Genomic DNA, 21621 nt, shown 5'->3' on the forward strand with positions numbered 1-21621 from the left:
TAGTTGCCGAAGAAGTGCATGTAGAGGGCGGCGGCGGTGATGTCCACGATGGTGGTGGTGGCCCAGTTGATCCAGTAGAACCAGCCGGAGACGAATGCGGCTTTTTCGCCGAAGAATTCGCGGGCGTAGGAGACGAACGAGCCCGAGGAGGGCCGGTGCAGGACCAGTTCGCCCAGGGCGCGCAGGATCAGGAACGCGAAGAACCCGCAGACCGCGTAGGCGATGACCAGGGACGGGCCCGCGGCGTTGAGCCGGCCGCCGGCGCCCAGGAACAGGCCGGTGCCGATCGCGCCGCCGATCGCGATCATCTGGATCTGCCGGGGCTTGAGGTTCTTGTGGTAACCCTTGTCCTCCGCGTGCAGGGAGGTCTCGGACGCATGCGCGTGACCACCATCAATTATGTGGTCGAAGCCAACCTCGTCATTGGGGTTGTTGGGCATGGGTATTTCCTTTCGATCCGGGGAAGATCTGTCTTGGATGGGAAAAACTAGAAAACTGACCAGCCGGTGCGGTCGGAGAGGTCGGCAAGGGCTGCCGTGCCGGCGAGGGAATTGCCCTTGGCATCCAGGCGCGGGCTCCAGACGCAGATGGCGCACTGGCCCGGCACGATGACCAGTATTCCGCCGCCCACCCCGCTCTTTCCGGGCAGGCCCACGCGGTAGGCGAATTCGCCGGCGGCGTCATACATGCCGCACGTCAGCATGATGGAGCCGATCCGCTTGGCCTCGCTCCGGGACAACACGGTGCCGGCGGCTCCCTGTCCGTCATTGGCAAGGAACAGGCCGGCCTTGGCCAACTCCGCGCAGGTCATCATGATCGAACACTGGCGGACGTAGTTCTCCACCACTGATTCCGCAGGCTGCGTGAGGTTCCCGAAGTCCTTCAGGAAATGCGCCAGGGCAAGGTTGCGGCTGCTGCCGGCCAGTTCACCGGCGGCAGCTGCCTCGTCAATGAACGGCCCCTGTCCCCGGCTGTCCGCCTGTCCCTGGTGACCCGCTTGTCCGGTCAGGAACCGCAGGAGGTGCGCGGCGGCGTCGGGCGTCTCCTGCATCAGGTGGTCGGTGACCACCAGCGCCCCGGCATTGATGAAGGGGTTGCGCGGGATGCCATGTTCGGCCTCGAGCTGGACCAGGGAGTTGAAGGCTGTTCCGGACGGTTCGCGCAGCACCCGAGACCACAGCCGGGCGGACCGGCCGCCCTGCAGCGCCATGGCCAGGGTGAAGACCTTGGAGATGCTTTGGATGGAGAAGGGGACATCGGCGTCACCGGAGCAAAAAACGTCACCGGACGTGGTGGCGACGGCAATGCCAAACCGGTCGAAGGGAACCTTGGCCAGGAAGGGGATGTTGCGGGGTACTGCACCCGTTTCCTTCCGCGGACGGTGACGCCGGACGATGTCCTCGAGGAGGATGTCCAGGGGTGGTGCGCCGAGTGTTGTGGTCATTTCCTGCCTGAAGTGTCGTAGGAAGTGGAGGCCCACTCCTGGAGGTGGAGCAGCGCCACCAGGGAATCCCTGGGGCTGCCGAAGTCGAGGCCGGTCACCCGGGTGGCTTTGGCCACCCGGTAGTAGACAGTGTTCTTGTGCAGGTTCATCCGCCTGGCGCATTCGGCGACGTCGAAGGACGCATCGAAATACGTGCGGAGGGTGTCGGCGAGTTCGGCGTCCTCCTGGAGGAGCGCTGCCAGGCCGCGGTGGCGGAAGGGTGAGGTGTGGAAGTTCCGCACCGCCTCGCGGTAGAGGATTTCCGCTTCGAAATCGCCCACCGCGGCAACCGTGCCGGGTTCTGCCGTGCCCACGCAGGCCAGCAGCGCCTCCGTCACCCCGGTCACCGTATGGAGGGACAACAGGTCCGGCACCAAGGGGCCCACGGCCGCGAATGGACTGATGCCGAGGTGCTTGCGGGCATCCCGGACGATTGCCTCGGCAAGGGACCGCAGCCCCGATTCCGCGGTGCTGGACTGTAGGTCAGGCACGATGATGGCGGTGTCACCCTTGAACTGGCCCACGACGGCGGTGGGCTTGTACGCGGCCGCGTGGATGGAGGCGAGATTGGCAAGTTCCCCGTGCTTGAGTGCGGCGTCGTCGGCGCGCGAGTCGGCGTCGGACATGCCGATGAGGATGAGGGCGGCGGGACGTTCCGAAGGGATTTTTCCGCTGTGCGCGCTGGCGGCGGCCTCCGCGGGACCTGACAGGATCCGAACAATCCGGTCCTCCCGCATATGGACGGACTGCTGGTTGCGGTACCGGATCAGTTCGGCCGAGACGCGTGCCGCGGATCCCGTGAGGACATACTCAACGTCCGGGCCGAAGCCGGCTCCGGTCTCCTGGAGCCAGATGTAGCCCATGATCCGTTCGCCGGCAAAGAGCGCGATGGCCACCCGTTCCCGCAGCCCGTCCTGGGGCCGTGCGGGTACCCGGACCGGCTGCCGGGTGCGGTGCAGTTCGCGGTAGGCGCCAAGATCCTTGAGCAGCAGTTCGTATTTGCGGGGGCCGCGCCGGGCCAGGATGGAAGCCTTGCGGAGTTCGTCGATGTCATTGGTGACGGTGGAGTAGGCCAGGACCTTGTTGGCCGCATCCTCGATGAGCACGTGGCTGGACGTGAGCCGCGCTGTGGTCTGGGCGATCGCGAACAGGTCTTCCTCGAGCAGGGTCAGCACTTCGCTCTGGTAGCTGCGCGGCTGGATCCGGTCCTTGGCAATGGAGAGCAGGCGGTCCCAGTCTGCTGCCGGATCCACCAGCAGCAGTCCCGATCCGGCTGCGCGGAGGAGTTCTTCCGCTTCCGCCAGGTCTTCGCGCTGGCCCTTGACGGCGACCACCGGGGGCGGGTCCTTCAGGAGGCGCCGGAGGGCAGGCAGCGCCGAACGGCCACGGACCCCGATGAGCAGGACAAAGGCTTTGCCGGCCTGGGCTGCTTCATCGTCGGCGTCGACGATCAGGAACCGTTCGATGTCCGGCGCCGAGGGGGCCGGGCGAAGGATGAGGCTGGCGAAGCCGAGGGGAAGATCCGAGAGGATGTCATCCACCGTAACCGCGGCCATGGGTTGTCCTTTTGCGTCGATCCCACCGGACGGCTCTGTCCGGTCACCTCATGCTATCCAGCGTCCTGGGCTGATTTTATGGAACCTGCTCCAAGTCCAGGGGATCCTTTTTAGGCTCCAGCCTGAGGTGATGCACCGCACGTGACGGGACATGCGGGCAGGAACGCCGAAAGGCGGGCCAGCCGGTGCTGGCCCGCCTCTGGTGCGGTGCTGTGGCGGGTGCCACGGCGGCCTGTCAGATCCAGGCCGGTGCCGGCGGCGCCGGGGTAGCTGCTTCGCCGTCGCGCTTCGCCGTGGTTCCGTCCGTGCCGCGGCCCGCGGCCCACTGGGCGATGGCGGCCAGTGAACCGGACACCACGGTGGGCGACGGGGCGGCGGTATCCCCAAACGACAAGCCGGTGCCGTCCACTGTGATGAGGAGCCCGGCGTCGGTGCCGCGCGCATGCCAGGCGCCGGTGATGTCCTTGAGCAGGCGTTCCAGGACGGGTGCGGGGATGTCCTTGAAGGTGGCCCCGTTGTCCAGGTCCACGGCGTGGACCCAGACTTCGCGGGTGCGCATCCAGACGGTTTCTTCTGCGGGGACGGTCCTGCCTTGGACGGTTTTGACCTTGTGGTGCCAGTTGTCGGCGGGCAGGTCGCGCCATTCGACGTTCAGGTGCACGGCGGAGTGGTCGAACAGGTTCCGCAGGGCGATGGGGCTGAGGGTGGCGCCGAAGTCGATCTCGTGTTTGCGGACCTCAACGGACGGGTACATCTGTGTTTCCACCCCGGTGGCCGCCCACTCGACCAGGCGGGCGATGGCCCTGGCGTTGTAGCCCACGTGGGCTACAACGTGGCGGCGGGTCCAGCCCGGCAGCAGCGAGCCCCCGTCCAGTTCCGCGTCGGGGAGCTCGTTGAGCTTGCGGGCGAAGAACGCGGTGCCGCGCCGGGCCTGCAGCAGCCCCTCGAGCAGCACGGGGTCGCTGGCCTGGTCGTGCCGGGCAACCATCAGGCTTCCTTGACCACGCGGTTGGTCAGCTGGCCCAGGCCCTCGATGGTGGTGACCAGGACTTGGCCCTCCTGCAGGTAGCGCTTGGGGTCCTGGGCGTGGCCCACGCCGCCGGGGGTGCCGGTGGCGATCACGTCGCCCGGGTTCAGGGTGATGATGGTGGAGATGTAGGAGACCAGGTATTCCGGGGTGAAGACCAGGTCGCTGGTGGGGGTGGACTGCTGGACGTCGCCGTCCACTGCCGAGGTCATCAGCGGCCCGGGGGTGAATTCGTCCTTGGTGACCAGGGCCGGGCCGAACGGGGTGGACTTCTCCCAGGTCTTGCCCTGCAGCCACTGGATGGTGCGGAACTGGTAGTCGCGCATGCTGATGTCGTTCAGCACGGAGTACCCTGCGATGTGCCCGGCAGCCTCTGCCTCCGGGATGCGCCGGCCGGCCTTGCCGATGACGACGGCGAGCTCGGCTTCCCAGTCCACGGTGTCCGATTCCTGCGGCAGCGCGAGGTCATCGTTGGGCCCGATCAGCGACTCGGCGTACTTGGCGAACAGGGTGGGGTACTCGGGAACCTCGCGGCCCATCTCCTTGATGTGGTTGCGGTAGTTGTGGCCCACGCAGATGATCTTGCCCGGGGAAGGCACGACGGCGGCGAGGTCGGCGCCGTCGAACGCGTGCGTTGCGCCGTTGGCATCCTTGGCGATGGTTTCCCAGTTGGGGTCCTGCAGGAGTGCCCCGACATCGGAAAAGCCCGGGATTTCGGTGAGGGTCTCGCCGTCCTGGCGGACCGCCGTCGTGCTCTTGCCGCTGCCGGTGCCGGCGGGGAGGCGGAGGGTGAGGAGTTTCATTACTTGGTGCGTCCTTCGATGTAGGTGCGGTTGAAATTCAGGCGCTCAAAGATGGGGGCGTCGCTGAACCGGAACAAATCAAACTCGGATTCGGCCTGCAGTGACCAGGCGGCCCAGGACGGCACCACGAAGAGGTCGCCCTTGGCCAGGGCCCTGGTTTCGCCGTTCAGGGTCACGGTGCCTGTGCCTTCGAAGACCTGCCAGACGCTGGAGCCCACCTCGCGGACCGTCTCCGTCCAGGCGCCGGCGCGGAGCCGGTGGAACTCGGCGCGGATGGTGGGCATGACGTCCCCGCCCGTGGTCGGGTTGGTGTACCGAACGGCGGCGTGGCCCTGTGACACGGTGGCCGGGTGGCCCTCGTCCTCGAGGAGCAGCTGTTCGCGCAGGGCGGCGTCGGTGTACTTCCACCGGTACGCCGCGATGGGGGAGTTGGTGGTGTCATCGAGGCCGGAGAGCGGGCGGAGTCCGGGGTGGGCCCAGAGCCGCTCGGAGCGGGAGATGTCCGGGGTGGCTTCGTCGGTGACGCGTTCGGTGCCGAACTCGAAGAACCCGGCGTCCGCGTAGTGCACGAACGGGATGTCCAGGCCGTCGATCCACGCCATGGGCTCGTCGGTGTCGTTGTGGTGGCCGTGGAAGTTCCAGCCCGGGGTGAGCAGGAAGTCGCCGCGGGACATCCGGACAGGGTCCCCGTTCACCACGGTCCACACGCCCTCGCCCTCGACGACGAACCGGAACGCATTCTGCGAGTGGCGGTGCTCCGGGGCCGTTTCACGGCCGCCCAGGTACTGGATGGCCGCCCACAACGTCGGGGTGGCGTAAGGCGTGCCGGCCAGGCCCGGGTTGGCCAGCGCAATGGCGCGCCGTTCCCCGCCGCGGCCCACCGGCACCAGGTCCCCGGCGCGGGCGGCCAGGGGGTACAGGTCATTCCAGCGCCAGACGTGCGGCACTGCTTTCGGGGACGGGACCATGGGCATTAGGTCCGCGATCTCCGTCCACAACGGAATCAGGTTTTCCTTATCGAAATCCCGGTACAGCTGCTCAAGCTGCGCAGCCTCCTCCGGGGTGGGCTCGGGAACGTGGTGTTCCTGCGCCACGGATTCGTGCGTTTGGTTTTCAGCGCTGATCGACACTGGCCTTCTCCTTGCGTGCGGACTGATTGCGACGTGGATTCGACCCTAGGGAAGATCTGCTGTGATCCCCAGCATATTCTGGCATGCAGAATTCCTTCGGCCCTGCCGGTCAGCTTCCGGCTGCCCCGTCCGCCGGATTGGCCGCGATGTCTATTTCCAGCTGGCGCCGGGTCTCCATCATGACGCCCACCAGCCCGGCGTCGAACAGGGGCCGGAACCGTGCCACGGGAGTGGCCACGCTCAGGGCGCCCACCACCATGCCCTTGCCGTTGTGCAGGGCCATCCCAAAGGCGCTGATGCCCTCCTCGGTACCCTCGAAGTTGGCGGCAAATCCGTTGGCGCGGACGGACTCAAGCTCGCGCAGGAACGCGGGGTAGTCGGCGTCCGGGATGTAGTCGCCGCCCAGTTCCGCGTTGGGGCTGCGGAACAGCTGCTCCAGCACGGCGGGATCGAGCTCCGCCAGGATGGCCTTCCCGCCCGAAGCTTTATGCGCGGGGAGTAGGGTCCCCTGCCGGTCCCCGACGCGCAGGATGTTGGTGCTTTCCACCGTGTCCAAAAAGCGGACTTTTGTGCCCACCCGGATCATGAGGTTGACGGTCTCGTTGGTGCGCGCGCACAGCAGTTCCATGTGTGGCCGGGAGATGTCCCGCAGCTGGCGTGTCCAGCTCAAGCCCGCCGGGCCGGCGCCCATCGCGGGGCCCGGCACATACCGGCGCGTTTCATCCTGGACCGCGAAGCCCCGGTACACCAGCATGGCCAGGAGCCGGTGTGCCGTGGACGGCGCAACGCCGAGCTCCGCCGCAGCGTCCTTGAGCCGCAGGCTGCCGACGTCCCGCAGGAGCTGGAGGAGCTGCAGGGCGTTATCCACCGCTTCGATGGAGTAGGTGGGCTTCCGCCGGGCAGGAAGATTCTGCATGACAGAATAATATGGGCGCGCTGGTATGACTGCCAGCACAGTGGTGGGATGAATCACACAACTTCCGCTGCAGCGCCGCAGCGCATGGCCGCCCCCACCTCGGGCGCAGGCCTTTCCGGGTTCCCCCGGCGTTCCGTACTTGCCGTCCTGGTGTGCTGGCTGCTGGTCGTTTTCGACGGCTACGACCTGATCGTCTACGGCACCGTCCAGGGCTCACTCATCAGCGACACCGGCTGGGGCCTGACCAAGGCCACGGCCGGGACCATCGGGTCCATGGCCTTTGTCGGCATGATGATCGGAGCGGTCTTCGCCGGCCGTATGTCCGATACCTGGGGCCGGCGGCGCACCATCATCGGCTGCGCCATCGTGTTTTCCGCGTTCACCATCCTTTGCGCCTTTGCCCCCAATGCGCCGGTCTTCGGCGGCCTCCGCCTGCTGGCCGGCATCGGACTGGGGGGCCTGGTGCCCTCAGCGAACGCTTTGGTGGCCGAACTCGTGCCGGAAAAATGGCGGTCAACCATCGCCACCCTGATGATGTCCGGCGTTCCCATCGGCGGCTCCCTCGCCGCGCTGGTGGGCATTCCGCTGATTCCGGCCTTCGGCTGGCCCATCATGTTCCTCGTGGCCGTCGTCGCCCTGGTGGTAGTGATCCCGCTGGGGTTCCGCTACCTGCCGGAAACACTGGCACCCAAGACAACCGGCGGCAGCACCGCGAAGGAGTCCGTGGGATTCGGCTCCCTGCTCCGGGCGCCTTACCTCGGCACCAGCCTGCTGTTTGCCATCGGCACCCTGGTGACCCTGTTCGCCTGGTACGGGCTGGGCACCTGGCTGCCCAACCTGATGCAGCTGGCCGGGTACAACCTTGGCTCCGCCCTGACGTTCGCGCTGGCGCTCAACCTGGGCGCCGTGGCTGGCTCGGTACTGACCGCCTGGGCCGGCACAAGGTTCGGGCCCATTCCCACGGCGATTGCGGCAGCGGCGGTGGCCGCCGTCGCCCTGGTGGTCCTGGTGTCCGGGCCGCCCGTCGCCGTCGTCTATTTCATGCTGGTGCTTGCCGGCGTGGGAACGCACGGCACCCAGTGCCTGATTATAGCGGCCGTGGCCAGCCACTATCCGGCACACCTCCGCGGTACTGCCCTTGGCTGGGCACTCGGCGTGGGCCGCATCGGGGCAGTGGCCGCACCGCAGGCCGGCGGGCTCCTGCTCGCAGCGGGCCTGGGCGTCAACTCAAACTTCCTGGCGTTTGCCGGAGCAGCCGCCGCAGCAGCAGTCCTGCTCGCAGCAGTCGGCATCAAAATCAAGAAATCAACAGCAGTAGGAGTTTCCAATGTCTAACGTCAAAGCGTCCACCGACGTCCTCGTGGTGGGCGGCGGCATGGCCGGGCTTGCCGGAGCGCTGGCGCTTCGCGAAAACGGCGCCGACGTCACCCTGGTTGAAGTGGCACCGGCCTTCGGTGAAGTGGGTGCGGGCCTGCAGATGGCCCCCAACGCATCCCGCGTCCTGAAGCGCTGGGGCCTGCTGGAGAAGGCGCTGGAAATTGGCGTCCAGCCCAAGCACCTGGTGTTCCGCGACGCCATCACCGGCGAGGAGCTGACCCGCCAGACCCTGGGCGGTGAGTTCGAGGAGCGCTACGGCGCCCCCTACGTCGTCATCCACCGCAGCGACCTGCACCGGATCCTGCTCGAAGCCTGCCAGGAAGCCGGCGTCACCCTGGTGAACGACGTCCTGGTGCAGAAGGTGGAAACCGACGGCGACCGGGCCCGCGCTTACGCCGCCAAGGGCGAGGTCTTTGAAGCCGACGCCATCCTGGCTGCGGACGGGCTCAAGTCCACCTTGCGCGGCACCGTTGCCAATGACGGTCCGGTGAATTCGGCCTACGTGGCGTACCGCGGAACCGTGCCCATCACCGAGGAGACCCCGGCCGCGGACCTGGAGGACGTCATCGTCTACCTGGGACCGGACTGCCACCTGGTCCAGTACCCGCTGCGCAAGGGCCAGCTGCTCAACACCGTGGCGGTGTTCAAGTCCCCGTCCTTCGAGCGCGGCGAAGAGCAGTACGGCGGCGTGGACGAGCTCGAGGCAGCCTATAAGGACTGCGTCCCCGCCGTGCAGGAAGCCCTGAAGAACCTGGCCACCGGCATCCGCTGGCCCATGTACGACCGCGACCCCATCGAGAACTGGGTTTCCGGCCGCATGGCACTCATCGGCGACGCCGCCCACCCGATGCTGCAGTACCTGGCCCAGGGTGCCTGCCAGGCGCTGGAGGACGCGGCAGTCCTGCAGGACGTGGCCCGCGAAAAGGTCTTCACGCCCGAGGGCATCGACGCCGGCGCCTGGGAAGCTGCCTTCCGCGGGTTCAACGAAGCCCGCGCCGCGCGGACGGCCCGAGTGCAGCGCACCGCCCGGATCTGGGGCGAGTCCTGGCACGTGGGCGGCGTGGCACGCATCCTGCGGAACATGCTGTTCAAGAGCCGCGGCGACAACAACTTCCAGTACAACGACTGGCTGTACGGGCGCGGTGAGCCGGGCGTTCCCGCGGAGGTTCCGGCCGGGGTTCCGGCGGGGTCCAGGCTGGTGGAAGCCTAAGCACTGATTTTCCAGGGCGGGCGTACGACGGCGGGTGGCTCCCGCCGTCGTACGCCCGCCGGAGCGGCCCCCACCTGGACCCGCGCCAGCGGGGCCTTTCCAGGCAGGAAGTCGTTGACGCCATCGCCCGCCGCGGACGTCCGGGGGGAAAATGAGCCTCGCCTTCCTATAGTCGTGCAGGGCCTGTGGACTCCCGGATGGTCAAGTGGGTGGGCATGACCGCCAGCTGCCGGGCGGCTCTTCCCGCCAGCGGGTTGAGCTGGGCCAGCAGCATGGACACCGCCACCCGGCCGGCCTGTTCGATGGGACTTGAAATGGTGGTCAGGGGCGGGTTGCAGAAGTCCGCGCCGAAGATGTCGTCGGACCCGATGATGCTCATGTCCTCCGGGACGCGGATGCCGCGGGCCTGGAGGCGCTGGAGCATGCCGATGGCCAACAGGTCGTTGAAGACGATGCAGGCAGTGGCACCCGTCCTGACCGCCGCGTCTGCCGCGGCAGCCCCCGACGTCGTCTTCGGGGTGTAGGGCCCGATCCGGTGGACCTCCATACCGCGCCGTTTCGCGTCCTCCTCGAAGACCTTCCACCGCATCTGGTTTGACCACGACGTGGGTGGTCCGGCGACGTAGCAGACCTTGTGGTGGCCCAGGGAGGCCAGGTGTTCCAGGGCCTGGATGATGGCCGACGGCGTATCGATCATGACCGTGGGAGCGCTGGTGGAGGCGCGGTTGAAGGTGACCAGGGGCTGCGTCCGCGAGACCTCCGCCAGCTGGGCGTCCGTCAGGCGGGAGGCAGCGAGAATGAAACCGTCGGCGGATTTGCGCATCTTGTGCAATGCATCGAGTTCCACCTCGTTGGATTCTTCAGTGTCCACCAGCAGCTGTGTGTAACCGGCTGCCTTGAGCTGGTGCTGCGTGCCCCGGATGATGTCGAAATAGAACGGGTTGGTGATATCGGGCACCAGCACCGCCACGGCGTTGGTGCGCCCCGAACTGAGTCCCCGCGCCTGGGAGCTCGGCACGTAGTTCAGCTCCGCGGCTGCCTCTTCGATCCGCTGCCGGGTCCTCGCATTGACCCGGTCCGGCCGCGACAGGGCACGTGACACCGTGGAGGTGGCCACTCCGGCCAGTTCCGCCACGTCGCGGATGGTGGGCGGCCGGTTTGCACTGGCGTTAAGGTCTAGCGCACCACGCGTGGTGCCTTCGACGGGTAGATCAGCCATGACGCTGGACCTTTCCTCGCTGGCTGGACGAACCGCCGTCGACAATTAACGCCGGCGAGGCCCCTGACTCTGTGCCTTAATCCCACCATTTTTGGCAACTTTTGGCAACCGCTTGCCGGAGTTGTTGCATGCTTCCTAGACTGGCATTCGAGTCGCCTGCAGTGATTTCCGCCACAGGACGGATGTGGCCATGTGGGTGTCCTAGAGGAGAAAAACAATGAGGTTTAAATCGACTACTGGGCTTGCGGCGATTGTTACGGCTGCAGCACTGGCCCTGACCGGTTGCGGTTCGGGTTCCGGGACCGGTGGGGGAGGGTCCACGAATGCGGACGGCAAAGTGGACGGGACGGGCAAGACGCTGAACGTCCTGACTGGCGTTCTCAGCCAATACCCCGAGCAGCAGAAACAGTGGCAGAGCGATATTGCCGCCAAGTTCAAGGCTGAAACCGGGGCCGACGTGAAGTTTGAAACCTTCGCCTCGGCCAACGACGAGCTCACCCGCATCCAGACTTCCGTGGTCTCCGGCCAGGGGCCGGATGTCTACGGACTCGGCACCACCTTCACCCCCACGGCCTATGCCACCAAGGCCTTCGTCACCCTCTCGGATGACGACTGGAAGAAGGTTGGCGGCAAGGACCGCTTCAACCAGGCTGCCCTCGGTATTTCCGGCCCGGACAAGGACCACCAGGCCGGCATCCCCTTCGTCAGCCGCCCGTTCGTGATGGCGTACAACAAGGACCTGCTCGCCGCGGCCGGCATTGACAAGCCCGCAACCAGCTGGGACGAGCTCGCAGCCCAGGCCAAGAAGATGACCAAGGCTGATACCTATGGCATCGCCACGGGCTACAAGGACAACTATGACCCCTGGAAGTTCATCTGGGCCATGGCCGTCCAGGCCGGAAACCCGTTGGTCGACGGTAACAAGCTCAAGATGGACGACCCCACCGTCAAGAAGGCCTACCAGACGTACTTCGGCTGGTTGACCCAGGACAAGGTCGTTGACCCTGCTTCCGTCGGCTGGAGCAACAGCAACGCCGTGGCGGCCTTCGCCAGCGGCAAGGCCGGCTACCTGATGATGACCACCTCCAGCTCCATCCCCACCCTGGACAAGTCCGCAGTTGCCGGGAAGTACGAGTACGCCCTGATGCCCACGGTCGCACCGGGCGAGACGCAGTCCAAGTCCGATGGCGAGGCCGCCAGCATCCTCTCGGGCGACAACCTGGTGGTGGCTGATTACTCCAAGCAGAAGGACCTTGCCTTCGCCTACATCAAACTGATCACTTCCAAGGACGAGCAGTTGAACTACCAGAAGACCTTCGGCGACCTGCCTGCAAACGCCGAAGCCCTGGCCGCTCTGACAGACCCCAAGCTCAAGCCGGTGGCTGACGCCGCCGCCACGTCCAAGGCCACACCGTTCACTGGCGCCTGGGGCGATATCCAGCTCGGCCTCCTCAACGTCACCGTGCAGTCGATCCCGGACCTGGCCGCGGGCAAGGTGGACGAGTCAGCACTCGAACAAAGGATCAAGGACGCCCAGAACAAGGGCCAGGCTTCCCTGGACCGGGCCTCCAAAGGATAGGTTCTGATGTCAACCGACGCCTCTCATGAAGTCCGGCCTGCGGTGGATTCCGCCGCGGGCCGGGCGCCCCGCGATTCACACGACGCCGGGCAACAGCCCGGCCACCGGGGCGGCCGACGCCGCAAGGGAATGAGCGAACGCAACCGGCCGCTCTGGATGCTGATCCCGGGTGGGGTCCTGATGATCATCATCATCGTGGTCCCGCTGCTGCTGGGCATCTACATGTCCGTCCTCAACCTGGACCAGTACACCCTGCGGAAATGGATCAGTGCGCCGCTCATCGGAGCCGAAAACTTCGTTGAAGCGGTGACGGCATCGCCCTTGCTGCACGCCGTCTGGCTCAGTGTCAGCTACTCGCTGCTGGCCATGGTGGTGACGCTGCCGCTGGGCATCGCCGCCGCGGTGGCCACGCAGAACGCGTTCAAGGGCCGGGCAGTGATCCGCTCGGTCTTCCTCATCCCGTACGTCCTCCCATCCTTCGTGGTGGCCACCGTCTGGCGCACCATGCTCCAGCCCGGCGGGATCGTGGACGAGGCCTTGGCCACCGTGGGGATCCACGTGGGGCTGTGGCTTAACGGCCCGCAGACCTTTTGGACGCTGGTACTGGTCCAGATCTGGGCATCGTGGCCGTTCATCTACCTGCTGGCCCTGTCCGGCCTGCAGTCGGTGGACCATGAGGTGCACGAAGCGTCGGCACTCGACGGTGCGCTGTGGTGGAACAAGCTCCGGTACGTAGTGTTCCCGTACTTGAAGGGCCCGCTGGCTCTGGCCTTCCTGATCGGGATGCTGCACCACATCAACAACTTCACCCTCCCGTTCGTGCTGTTCGGCGTCCCTGCGCCGGCCGACGTCGAAGTCCTCCCCATCCTGACCTACGTCACCAGCTTCCAGAGCTTCCGCTTTGGACTCAGCGCCGCAATGGCCTTCATTTCCCTGGTGCTGATCGCCATTCCGCTGTTCGTCTACCTCCGTGCCGTCAAGCTTGACGACGCCGAAACACCAGGAGCGAAGAAATGAGCACCACGACAGCCACCCGGCGGAGTGCGTCAACCGTTGACGTTGACCGTCCGGGCTCGCACCGCCAGCATGAGGTGCTCCGGCTCCTTCCGGGCCCCCTGCTGGTCATCATCCTGGTATTCCTCGGCGCACTTGTCCTGATCCCTGTGCTGTACATCTTCCTGGCTTCGGTGAACTCGGACATCGGGGTGGCCAATGGCGAGTTCTGGCCGTCCTCAGTCACATTCGATAACTACTCGAAGATTTGGACCAGCGTTGGCCTGGCCACCGGCCTCACCAACAGCGTCCTGGTGGCGGGAGCAACCGCGGTGGTCTCCGCAGCGATGTCCATCTCCACTGCGTTCGTCCTGGTCCGCTACAGCTTCCGCGGCAGGCTGACCATCCTCCGCGGGCTGCTGGCACTGCAGTCGGTGCCCGGAACCCTCATGGTGCTGCCGGTCTTCGTCCTGTTTTCCTCGGCGGCAACCTACCTCGGCATACAGGTGATCGGAACCCAGTGGGGCCTGTTCGTGACCTACCTCACCTTCGCCATGCCGTTCTCCACCTGGGTGATGGTCACCTACCTTCGCGGGCTTCCCAAGGAACTTGAAGAAGCAGCACGGATCGACGGCGCGTCCCACCTTGGCGTCCTGTTCCGGATCATCCTTCCGCTGAGCTGGCCCGGCATCGTGGTTTCGGGCATCTTCGCCTTCCTGCTGGGCTGGAATGACGTGTTGTTCGCCTCGGTGATGACCCGCCCGGAAAGCCAGACGGCCGCCGTCGCACTCCAAATCTTTGGTGCTTCGCAGGAAGGCGGCGCCATTCCGTTCTACGGCCAGATGATGGCGGCGGCATTGGTTTGCGCCGCTCCTGTGGTCATTCTTTACCTGATTTTCCAGCGTTACCTAGTAGGCGGGCTCACCGCCGGAGGAGTTAAATAACCATGGTTTCGACCACCCAGGTCACGTGGCAGCTGTCAGGCTTCGGCGACGAGATCGACGACGACCCAGCGGTCCAGATAGCAGTGCTGCAGGCCCTCGGCGCCAACCACATTGAAGTCCGCAGCGCCTGGGGCACCAACATCGTGGACCTGAGCGATGAACAGCTCCAGTCCCTGGCATCCCTGCTGGCGGAGAAGGGCATGAAGGTCTCCGCCGTCGCTTCCCCCATTGGCAAGGTGGACGTCAGCCTGCCGGTGGAGCACGAAGTGGAACGGCTGCGCCGGGCGGTCAACGCCGCCAAGGTCCTGGACGCCAGGTACATCCGCATCTTCTCCTTCTACTACGGCGAGTCCGTGCAGGTGGAGTCCATCCGCGATGCCGTCATCGAACGCATGCGGGCGCTCGCCGATGTGGCTGAGGAAGCGGGCGTGATCCTGCTGCACGAGAACGAGAAAGACATTTTCGGCGACGTACCAGACCGCGTCCTGGACATCATCGAAACGGTCAACTCGCCCGCGCTGAAGGTGGCATGGGATGCCGCGAACTTCGTCCAGGTGGGGGTCAAGCCCTTCGATGAGGGATACGCCAAACTGCGTCCGCACCTTGAGTACCTGCAGGTCAAGGACGCACTGTTCGAAAACGGCCACGTGGTGCCGGCAGGTGAAGGCGACGGGGATGTGCTCCGCACCGTGGAGGCCCTGAAGGCAGACGGGTACCAGGGCTTCGCCTCCCTGGAGCCGCACCTCGCCGGTGCCCACGGACTGGGCGGTTTCTCCGGCCCCACCGCGTTCGGCATCGCAGCACGCGCCTTTGCAAAAGTCACCGCAGAAGCAGGAGTCCAGACCGCATGAGCACCCTTAACGTAGCCATCACCGGATGCGGCGTCATCGGGCGCACCCACGCCGTAGCCCTCGAGGCGTTTCCGGAAGCACGGATCGTGGCACTGGTGGATGCCATCCCGGCCGCCGCCGAGGCCCTGGCGGACTTTATCGAACAGCGCGGCGGCCAGAGGCCGGCGCTGTACAGCACACAGGCGGAGGCCTTTGCGGCTGAGGACATCGATCTTGTGGCCCTGGCCACCCCCAGCGGCCTCCACATCCAGCAGGGCCTGGAAGTCCTGGCCGCCGGTAAGCACGTGGTGATCGAAAAGCCACTCGACGTTGACCTCACCCGGGCCCAGGAAATCGAAGCCGCAGCCAAGGAAGCGGCCGCTAAGGGGATTGTTGCCTCGGTGATCAGCCAGCACCGGTTTGACCAGTCAAGCGTCGCTGTTGCCGACGCTGTGGCCAAGGGACGTTTCGGGCGGCTGACGTCCGCCATCGCTTCCGTGGCTTGGTGGCGCAGCCAGGGGTACTACGACTCCGGCGACTGGCGTGGCACCTGGGCCATGGACGGCGGCGGTGCGCTGATGAACCAGGGTGTCCACACGGTGGACCTGCTGCTGTGGTTCATGGGACGCCCCGTTGAGATCCATGCGCACACCGCCAGGCTTGCGCACGAACGCATCGAGGTGGAAGACACCGCCGTTGCCACCATCACCTTCGAAAACGGCGGCCTGGCCGTCCTGCACGCCACCACCGCTGCCTACCCGGGGCTGACCGTGCGCGTCCAGCTCATGGGGTCCGAGGGCTCGGCGGTGGTGGACAACGACCGGCTGCAGTACTTCCACAGCAAGGACGCGGGCGGCGAGTCCGCGGACATGGGCCTTCAGGGCGGGGGCAACCAGGCGGAAGAGGAACTGGCCAAATACCCCGAGGAGGACTACAAGGCCGCGGACCCCACCGTGTATCCGGCCGGCCACGTCCGGCAGTACCGGGACATCCTGGGCGCCATCGCCGGTGGGCGGCAGGCCGGCGTCACCGTCAGCGACGCCGTCAACGCACTCGCCGCGGTGCGTTCCGTCTACGTTTCGGCCACGCTTGGCCAGCCCGTCCTCTTCGACGATGTCCTGGCCGGCAAGTACAACGACCTCGAAGTCCGCACCGGCGGCACTTCGGCAGAAAGCGCCTGAGCCATGAAGTTTTCAGTATTTACCGCATCAACCCCCGAATGGACCCCCGACGAAGCAGTGCAGCACCTGGCCCGGCAGGGCTGGGATGGCATTGAGTGGCGGATCACCGACCAGGCCGACGCTGCCGAGCCGGGCTTCTGGGCCGGCAACAAGGCCACCGTCCCGCTCACCGGCATGGAGGACCACCTGGACCGGATTGCCGCCCTCACATCCGGCGCGGGCCTGGAATTCTCCGGCATCGGGGGATATGCACGGTGCGACAACCATGCGGACGTTGACCGGATGCTGGCCGCCACTGCCAGGCTCGGCGCCGGGCAGGTCCGGGTGACCACCCCTCCGTTGGGAACGGCCGTCTGGGGGAACGAACCGGCCAGCGGTACCCCGTACCCTGAGCTGTTTGCCGGTGCCCGCCGTGACTTCGAGTGGATCGCCGAACGGGCTGCCCACCACGGCGTGAAGGCACTCGTGGAACTGCACCACCGCACCATCACCGCTTCGGCCTCGTCCGCGCTGCGGCTGCTGGACGGACTTGATCCGCGCCACGTGGGAGTCATCCATGACCTCGGCAACCTGCTGATCGAAGGCCAGGAGGACTACCTCCCTGCGTTCCAGCTCCTGGGCGACTACCTGGCCCACGTGCACGTCAAAAACGCCGTCTGGGTCAACAGCGGCAACACCGACGACTCCGGTGCCGCCATCTTCCGGAACGAGTGGGCCCCGCTGCGTTCCGGCCAGGGCAGCGTGCTGGAGTACTTCAAGGCACTAGCGGCCCATGGCTATGACGGCTGGGTGACGGTGGAGGACTTCTCCACCGAACTCCCGCTGGCTGAACGGACGGCAGATAACCTTGACTACCTCCGCTCCGCGGCCGCGCTGGCGGGACTTTCCGTCCCCGCAGGGAGGCGATGACCCGTGGGAACGCCGATTGCGGAACACCCCGACCGGCTGCTGCCGGCTGATCCGGGTGTCCGGAGCATCGCACGGTCACTGTTCACAACTGTGGAAGGGCTGCCCATCATCTCCCCGCACGGGCACGTGGACGCTGCGGTCATCGAGCAGAACACCCCTTTCCCGGACCCGGCTGCCCTGCTGGTCACCCCGGACCACTACGTCACCCGGCTGATCCACGCCGGCGGGGTGCCCATGGACCAGCTGGGGCTGGGCAGCCAACCCGCCGCGTCACGGGAGGTCTGGCGCCACTTCTGTGCCGCCTGGCCCACCTTTGAGGGAACGGCATCCGGTTACTGGATCCGGCAGGAGTTCGCCCACGTGTTCGGCCTGGCGGAGGAACCGTCCCGGGAGAACGCGGACCGGCTTTACGACGCCCTGCAGGCCAAGCTCTCTGAGCCGGGCTTCCGGCCGCGCGAGCTGTTCAAGGAATTCAACATCGAGGTGCTGGCCACCACGGATGATCCCCTGGACTCACTGGACAGCCACGCCGCGCTGCACGCGGACCCATCCTTTGCCGGGCGCGTCCTGCCCACCTTCCGCCCCGACCAGTACCTGAACATGGCGCACCCGGCCTGGCGGGACAACGTGGACCGCCTGATCGCTTCGGCGGGGGATGGCGCTTCGGGTTACGCCGGGTACATCAAGGCGCTTGAGTCCCGGCGCAGGCATTTCGTGGAGCGGGGCGCCGTCTCGGCCGACCACGGCGTTTTCACTCCTGCCACCCTGAAGCTGGACGACGCCGAGGCGGAGCGGCTTTTTGAGCGCGGGCGCAACGGCCAGGCGGATGCAGCTGACAGGGAAGCCTTCGAAGCGCACATGATCTACCAGATGGCGCGGATGTCCGTGGAGGACGGCCTGGTGATGACCGTCCACCCCGGATCCTTCCGCAACCACCATGCCCCCACGTTCGAGGCGTTCGGGGCGGATACCGGCCACGATATTCCTGTGGCGGTCAACTACACCGAGGCCATCCGGCCCCTGCTGCAGGATTTCGGGACCGCCAAGGACTTCCACCTGGTCCTCTTCACGCTCGACGAGACGGTGTTCTCCCGGGAACTTGCCCCGTTGGCCGGGTTCTACCCGTCGGTGTACCTGGGAGCGCCGTGGTGGTTCCTGGATGCGCCGGACGCCATGCTCCGTTTCCGGTCTGCCGTGACGGAGACGGCGGGCTTCTCCCGGTCCTCCGGCTTCATCGATGACACCCGGGCCTTTTGCTCCATCCCGGCCCGCCATGACACGGCCCGGCGGATCGAAGCCTCCTTCCTGGCGCGGCTCGTGGCCGAGCACCGGGTCACCGAAGAGCGGGCGCACGAACTGATCGTGGACATCGTGGACGCCTCGCCCCGCCGGGTGTTCAAGCTGTGAGTGCCCCCTTTACGTCCCCTCCGTCGGCCACGCCGCCCACTGCGGAGCTTCCGCGGCTGAACCGGACGCTCCGTCAGGTGCCCAAGGCGCCGGTCCGCATTGTCCACCTGGGGCTGGGCGCCTTCCACCGTTCGCACCAGGCCTGGTACACCCAACAGGCATCAGATTCCGCCGGTTGGGGGATCGCCGCCTTCACTGGCCGCCGGCCGGATGCGGCCCTTGCCCTGGCTGAACAGGATGGTCTCTACACGCTGGTGGAACGCGCAGACGAGGGCGACTCCTTTACTGTCATGGGCAGCATCGTGGAGGCCCTGGACGGTGCGGACATCGAGCGGCTTGCCGCCCTCGTGGCTGCACCGGAGACCGCCCTGGTTACGCTGACCATCACCGAGGCCGCCTACGGGTTGGGTGCGGACGGCAAGCTGGACACCAAGGCGCCCGACGTCGCCGCCGACCTTGCGCTGCTGGGTTCCGGCAGCGGACGGCCCACCACGCCGTTGGGACGGCTGGTGCTTGCGCTCGCCGCCCGCCGGGATGCCGGTTCCGGGCCGATCGCGATTGTCTGCTGCGACAACCTGTCCAACAACGGCACGGTGGCACGGCAGGCAGTGGCGGGGTTTGCCGGGGCCTGGGATTCCGAATTCGCCGCGTGGGTCACGGGCAATGTCAGCTTCGTGAGCACATCCGTGGACCGGATCACGCCCAGGACCACGGAAGGGGACCTCGCCGCCGTCCGGGAAGCCTGCGGTTACGTGGACAATTCCCCGGTGGTGGCTGAACCCTTTTCAAGCTGGGTGCTCAGCGGGGACTTCCCCGCGGGCCGCCCGCGATGGGAGGACGCAGGTGCCCTGTTCGTCCAGGACATCGAACCCTACGAGAACCGGAAACTGTGGCTGCTGAACGGCGCACACTCACTGCTGGCTTATGCGGGCCAGTTGCGGGGCCATGCGACCGTCGCGGAGGCATTGGCCGACCCCTGGTGCAGGCGGGCAGTGGAGGCTTTCTGGGACGAAGCAGAAACGAACCTTGCCGGCCCCGCCGACCTGCGGATACCCGAGTACCGGCAGGCTCTCCTGGCCCGTTTCAGCAACGCGAGGATCGCCCATAACCTGGCCCAGATCGCCATGGACGGCAGTACCAAACTTCGGATGCGCGCTGTCCCGGTGCTGCAGGCTGAACGCGCCGCCGGACGGTCCGGTGCCGCGGCGGCGCTGATGATTGCCGTGTGGATGGACTACAGTGCCACCGCCTCCCCGTTCCAGGACCCTCTGGAGCAGGCCGTGACAGCCGCCAACCGGCTGCCAGGCACTGAGCGAACCAAGGCGCTGCTGGCAGTTGTCGATCCTGCCTTGGCAGGGGATGCCGGTGTGGTGGGACTGGTGGAAAGCCTGTGCGGCACCGCTGCCGGGCGTTCCGCTTCCGAATAATCATGAGTCAAATCTGCCCGGCACGTGCGCGTGCCGGGCAGATTTTGTGTGAAACGAAATTATGGCAATTTTTGGCAACCGGTTGCCACTGGGTTTGCCGTTTCGTTAGTATTACTGCCGGAGCAACACCCGGCGCGCCCACGCGGCCCGCACTTCTTCTCTTGGCCACCACCGCAATGACGCGTTAGGACTCTCAGAATGAACAGGCTGACCAAGCTCAGCATCCTCGGCTATGGCGCGGGGGATCTTGCCAACAATCTTGCATTCACCCTCTCCACCACCTACCTCCTGCTGTACTACACGGACGTCGCCGGTATCTCAGCGGCGGCAGCAGGCACCCTCTTCCTCCTGGTGCGCGTCTTTGATGCTTTTGCGGACATCTTCGCGGGCCGGATCGTTGACCGCACCTTCCACAGGAAGCTGGGCAAGTTCCGCCCCTTCATCCTCTTCGGTGGCCTTCCCCTGCTGATCATGAGTGCCCTGACCTTCTCCGTCCCGGCGGACTGGAGCCATGACGGCAAGCTTGCGTATGCCTACCTGACCTACGCCGGCCTGGGCCTGGCATACTCCATGGTCAATATCCCGTACGGCTCGCTGGCCGGCGCCATGACGCAGCAGCCGGCGGAGCGTGCCAAACTGGGCGCTGCCCGCTCCTGCGGTTCACTCGTTGTGGGTTCCGGCCTGCTGTTCTTCATCACGCCGCTCACCAAACAGGGTGCCGCGCAGCTGCAGCCACTCTTCACCACGCTGACCATTGCCTTCGTAGTGGTGGGCATGGCGCTCTACCTGCTGACCGTCTTCACTACCCGGGAAGTGGTCCACCGCGAGGTTCCCAAGGTGACCTTCAAGCAGTCCCTGGCCACCCTGAAGGGCAACCGTCCACTGCTCATGCTCTGCATTTCATCCCTGCTGATGCTTACCGCCAGCACGGGGCTGTCCACCATCCAGGTCTACTACCTGCGGGACGTGCTGCAGAATGTCAGCCTTGCCCAGCCCATGGCCGTCATCAACGTGGTCCTGGCCGTGGTGGTCATCGTGCTCACGCCGGCCATGGTCCGGCGCTGGGGGAAGAAGGCCCTGTACCTGGCAGCCGGAGGCCTGGTGGTGCTCGGTTCGCTGGTGGTCATGCTGGCCCCGCACTCGTTGACCTACCTGGCCTTTACCGGGCTCGTCATCAGCCTCCTGGGCGTGCAGATGATGAACATCGTGGTGTGGGCACTGGAGGCGGACACTGTGGAGTATGGCGAAGCACGTACGGGTGTCCGAACCGAAGGCATCATCTACTCCCTCTTCTCCTTCACCCGGAAGATGGGCCAGGCGCTGGGCGGAGCCGTCATGGCCTACGCCATTGCCAGCGCCGGCTACGTCCGGTCGGACAGCGGCCAAAGCGAGGCCACCATCCAAGGGCTGCAGCTTGCCGCAGGACTGGTGCCCCTGGTCCTCTGTGGGCTGGGCATGGCCATCATGAAGTTCTACAGGCTCACTGACACTGCCCACGCGGAAATCGTCGCCGAGATCAAAGCCCGCCAGGCTGTAGCCGCCGCCGGTACAAGCCGGCAGGCCGCCACCCACGCGGAACTCCACTAACCACCGAAAACACTCCTTCCCGCCACAACGCCCCCTCCGACCG

The 21621-nt window shown here is 66.2% G+C and carries 19 protein-coding genes; 11 read left to right on the forward strand and 8 right to left on the reverse strand.

The window, feature by feature from the left end; translation table 11 throughout:
- From FB478_RS15165 to FB478_RS15195, 7 genes are all read right to left on the reverse strand, one after another.
- A partial coding sequence (locus FB478_RS15165; protein ID WP_144601030.1) for an amino acid permease occupies window positions 1-440 on the reverse strand: 440 nt, incomplete at its 3' end.
- Between the two features lie 47 nt (window positions 441-487).
- Window positions 488-1444: a glutaminase gene (locus tag FB478_RS15170; protein WP_018772168.1), complete on the reverse strand. Its 957-nt coding sequence runs from the start codon at window positions 1442-1444 to the stop codon at window positions 488-490.
- Complete coding sequence (locus FB478_RS15175; RefSeq protein ID WP_018772169.1) at window positions 1441-3039, reverse strand: CdaR family transcriptional regulator; 1599 nt, start codon at window positions 3037-3039, stop codon at window positions 1441-1443. Before FB478_RS15175 ends, FB478_RS15170 begins: the two co-directional genes overlap by 4 nt.
- 235 nt (window positions 3040-3274) lie before the next feature.
- Complete coding sequence (locus FB478_RS15180; RefSeq protein ID WP_144601031.1) at window positions 3275-4027, reverse strand: maleylpyruvate isomerase family mycothiol-dependent enzyme; 753 nt, start codon at window positions 4025-4027, stop codon at window positions 3275-3277.
- Window positions 4027-4869, reverse strand: a complete 843-nt coding sequence (locus FB478_RS15185; protein WP_018772171.1) for a fumarylacetoacetate hydrolase family protein — start codon at window positions 4867-4869, stop codon at window positions 4027-4029. Before FB478_RS15185 ends, FB478_RS15180 begins: the two co-directional genes overlap by 1 nt.
- Complete coding sequence (locus FB478_RS15190; RefSeq protein WP_144601032.1) at window positions 4869-5999, reverse strand: cupin domain-containing protein; 1131 nt, start codon at window positions 5997-5999, stop codon at window positions 4869-4871. Before FB478_RS15190 ends, FB478_RS15185 begins: the two co-directional genes overlap by 1 nt.
- Before the next feature lie 109 nt (window positions 6000-6108).
- A complete protein-coding gene (locus tag FB478_RS15195; protein WP_018772173.1) occupies window positions 6109-6915 on the reverse strand; it encodes an IclR family transcriptional regulator in 807 nt (268 codons plus the stop codon).
- 48 nt (window positions 6916-6963) lie between these two features.
- On the opposite strand from FB478_RS15195, the gene FB478_RS15200 reads away from it, so the two are divergent.
- Together FB478_RS15200 and FB478_RS15205 are read left to right on the forward strand one after the other, a co-directional pair.
- Window positions 6964-8250 (forward strand): aromatic acid/H+ symport family MFS transporter, encoded by a 1287-nt coding sequence (locus tag FB478_RS15200; protein ID WP_222430067.1) that lies wholly within the window; start codon window positions 6964-6966, stop codon window positions 8248-8250.
- Complete coding sequence (locus FB478_RS15205; RefSeq protein ID WP_144601033.1) at window positions 8243-9502, forward strand: FAD-dependent oxidoreductase; 1260 nt, start codon at window positions 8243-8245, stop codon at window positions 9500-9502. The genes FB478_RS15200 and FB478_RS15205 overlap by 8 nt, the downstream gene beginning before the upstream one ends.
- Before the next feature lie 166 nt (window positions 9503-9668).
- On the opposite strand, the gene FB478_RS15210 is transcribed toward FB478_RS15205, so the two are convergent.
- Entirely contained in the window at window positions 9669-10721 is a 1053-nt protein-coding gene (locus tag FB478_RS15210) for a LacI family DNA-binding transcriptional regulator (protein WP_144601034.1), read from the reverse strand.
- A 217-nt stretch (window positions 10722-10938) separates the two neighbouring features.
- On the opposite strand from FB478_RS15210, the gene FB478_RS15215 reads away from it, so the two are divergent.
- The 9 genes from FB478_RS15215 to uidB all read left to right on the forward strand — a co-directional run bounded on the left by FB478_RS15215 (window position 10939) and on the right by uidB (window position 21578).
- A complete protein-coding gene (locus FB478_RS15215) occupies window positions 10939-12300 on the forward strand; it encodes an ABC transporter substrate-binding protein (RefSeq protein ID WP_186447811.1) in 1362 nt (453 codons plus the stop codon).
- Window positions 12301-12306: 6 nt separating this feature from the next.
- Window positions 12307-13317 carry a carbohydrate ABC transporter permease gene (locus FB478_RS15220; RefSeq protein ID WP_144601035.1) on the forward strand — a complete coding sequence of 337 codons (1011 nt, stop codon included), beginning with the start codon at window positions 12307-12309 and terminating at the stop codon, window positions 13315-13317.
- The gene (locus FB478_RS15225; protein WP_018772179.1) at window positions 13314-14237 is read left to right on the forward strand and encodes a carbohydrate ABC transporter permease; all 924 of its coding nucleotides are present in this window, start codon (window positions 13314-13316) and stop codon (window positions 14235-14237) included. Before FB478_RS15220 ends, FB478_RS15225 begins: the two co-directional genes overlap by 4 nt.
- Window positions 14238-14239: 2 nt before the next feature.
- Window positions 14240-15088 (forward strand): sugar phosphate isomerase/epimerase, encoded by an 849-nt coding sequence (locus tag FB478_RS15230; protein ID WP_056391232.1) that lies wholly within the window; start codon window positions 14240-14242, stop codon window positions 15086-15088.
- A complete protein-coding gene (locus FB478_RS15235) occupies window positions 15085-16248 on the forward strand; it encodes a Gfo/Idh/MocA family protein (protein WP_144601036.1) in 1164 nt (387 codons plus the stop codon). Before FB478_RS15230 ends, FB478_RS15235 begins: the two co-directional genes overlap by 4 nt.
- Window positions 16249-16251: 3 nt before the next feature.
- Complete coding sequence (locus FB478_RS15240; protein ID WP_144601037.1) at window positions 16252-17157, forward strand: sugar phosphate isomerase/epimerase; 906 nt, start codon at window positions 16252-16254, stop codon at window positions 17155-17157.
- Between the two features lie 3 nt (window positions 17158-17160).
- Entirely contained in the window at window positions 17161-18564 is a 1404-nt protein-coding gene (uxaC, locus tag FB478_RS15245; RefSeq protein ID WP_144601038.1) for a glucuronate isomerase, read from the forward strand.
- A gap of 77 nt (window positions 18565-18641) precedes the next feature.
- The gene (locus FB478_RS15250; protein WP_261377428.1) at window positions 18642-19991 is read left to right on the forward strand and encodes a mannitol dehydrogenase family protein; all 1350 of its coding nucleotides are present in this window, start codon (window positions 18642-18644) and stop codon (window positions 19989-19991) included.
- A gap of 198 nt (window positions 19992-20189) precedes the next feature.
- Complete coding sequence (uidB, locus tag FB478_RS15255; RefSeq protein WP_018772185.1) at window positions 20190-21578, forward strand: glucuronide transporter; 1389 nt, start codon at window positions 20190-20192, stop codon at window positions 21576-21578.
- Window positions 21579-21621 lie beyond the last annotated feature (43 nt).

The organism is Arthrobacter sp. AG367 (genome assembly GCF_007828995.1).
Taxonomy (GTDB): Bacteria; Actinomycetota; Actinomycetes; order Actinomycetales; family Micrococcaceae; genus Arthrobacter.

Excerpts from the sequence above, each read along its gene's own strand:
- FB478_RS15210 (WP_144601034.1), bottom strand. The coding sequence starts at position 10,721 with ATGGCTGATCTACCCGTCGAAGGCACCACGCGTGGTGCGCTAGACCTT.
- FB478_RS15180 (WP_144601031.1), bottom strand. The coding sequence starts at position 4,027 with ATGGTTGCCCGGCACGACCAGGCCAGCGACCCCGTGCTGCTCGAGGGG.
- FB478_RS15170 (WP_018772168.1), bottom strand. The coding sequence starts at position 1,444 with ATGACCACAACACTCGGCGCACCACCCCTGGACATCCTCCTCGAGGAC.
- FB478_RS15195 (WP_018772173.1), bottom strand. The coding sequence starts at position 6,915 with ATGCAGAATCTTCCTGCCCGGCGGAAGCCCACCTACTCCATCGAAGCG.
- uidB (WP_018772185.1), top strand. The coding sequence starts at position 20,190 with ATGAACAGGCTGACCAAGCTCAGCATCCTCGGCTATGGCGCGGGGGAT.
- FB478_RS15205 (WP_144601033.1), top strand. The coding sequence starts at position 8,243 with ATGTCTAACGTCAAAGCGTCCACCGACGTCCTCGTGGTGGGCGGCGGC.
- FB478_RS15235 (WP_144601036.1), top strand. The coding sequence starts at position 15,085 with ATGAGCACCCTTAACGTAGCCATCACCGGATGCGGCGTCATCGGGCGC.
- FB478_RS15175 (WP_018772169.1), bottom strand. The coding sequence starts at position 3,039 with ATGGCCGCGGTTACGGTGGATGACATCCTCTCGGATCTTCCCCTCGGC.
- FB478_RS15225 (WP_018772179.1), top strand. The coding sequence starts at position 13,314 with ATGAGCACCACGACAGCCACCCGGCGGAGTGCGTCAACCGTTGACGTT.
- FB478_RS15240 (WP_144601037.1), top strand. The coding sequence starts at position 16,252 with ATGAAGTTTTCAGTATTTACCGCATCAACCCCCGAATGGACCCCCGAC.
- FB478_RS15220 (WP_144601035.1), top strand. The coding sequence starts at position 12,307 with ATGTCAACCGACGCCTCTCATGAAGTCCGGCCTGCGGTGGATTCCGCC.
- FB478_RS15215 (WP_186447811.1), top strand. The coding sequence starts at position 10,939 with ATGAGGTTTAAATCGACTACTGGGCTTGCGGCGATTGTTACGGCTGCA.
- FB478_RS15230 (WP_056391232.1), top strand. The coding sequence starts at position 14,240 with ATGGTTTCGACCACCCAGGTCACGTGGCAGCTGTCAGGCTTCGGCGAC.
- FB478_RS15185 (WP_018772171.1), bottom strand. The coding sequence starts at position 4,869 with ATGAAACTCCTCACCCTCCGCCTCCCCGCCGGCACCGGCAGCGGCAAG.
- FB478_RS15200 (WP_222430067.1), top strand. The coding sequence starts at position 6,964 with ATGAATCACACAACTTCCGCTGCAGCGCCGCAGCGCATGGCCGCCCCC.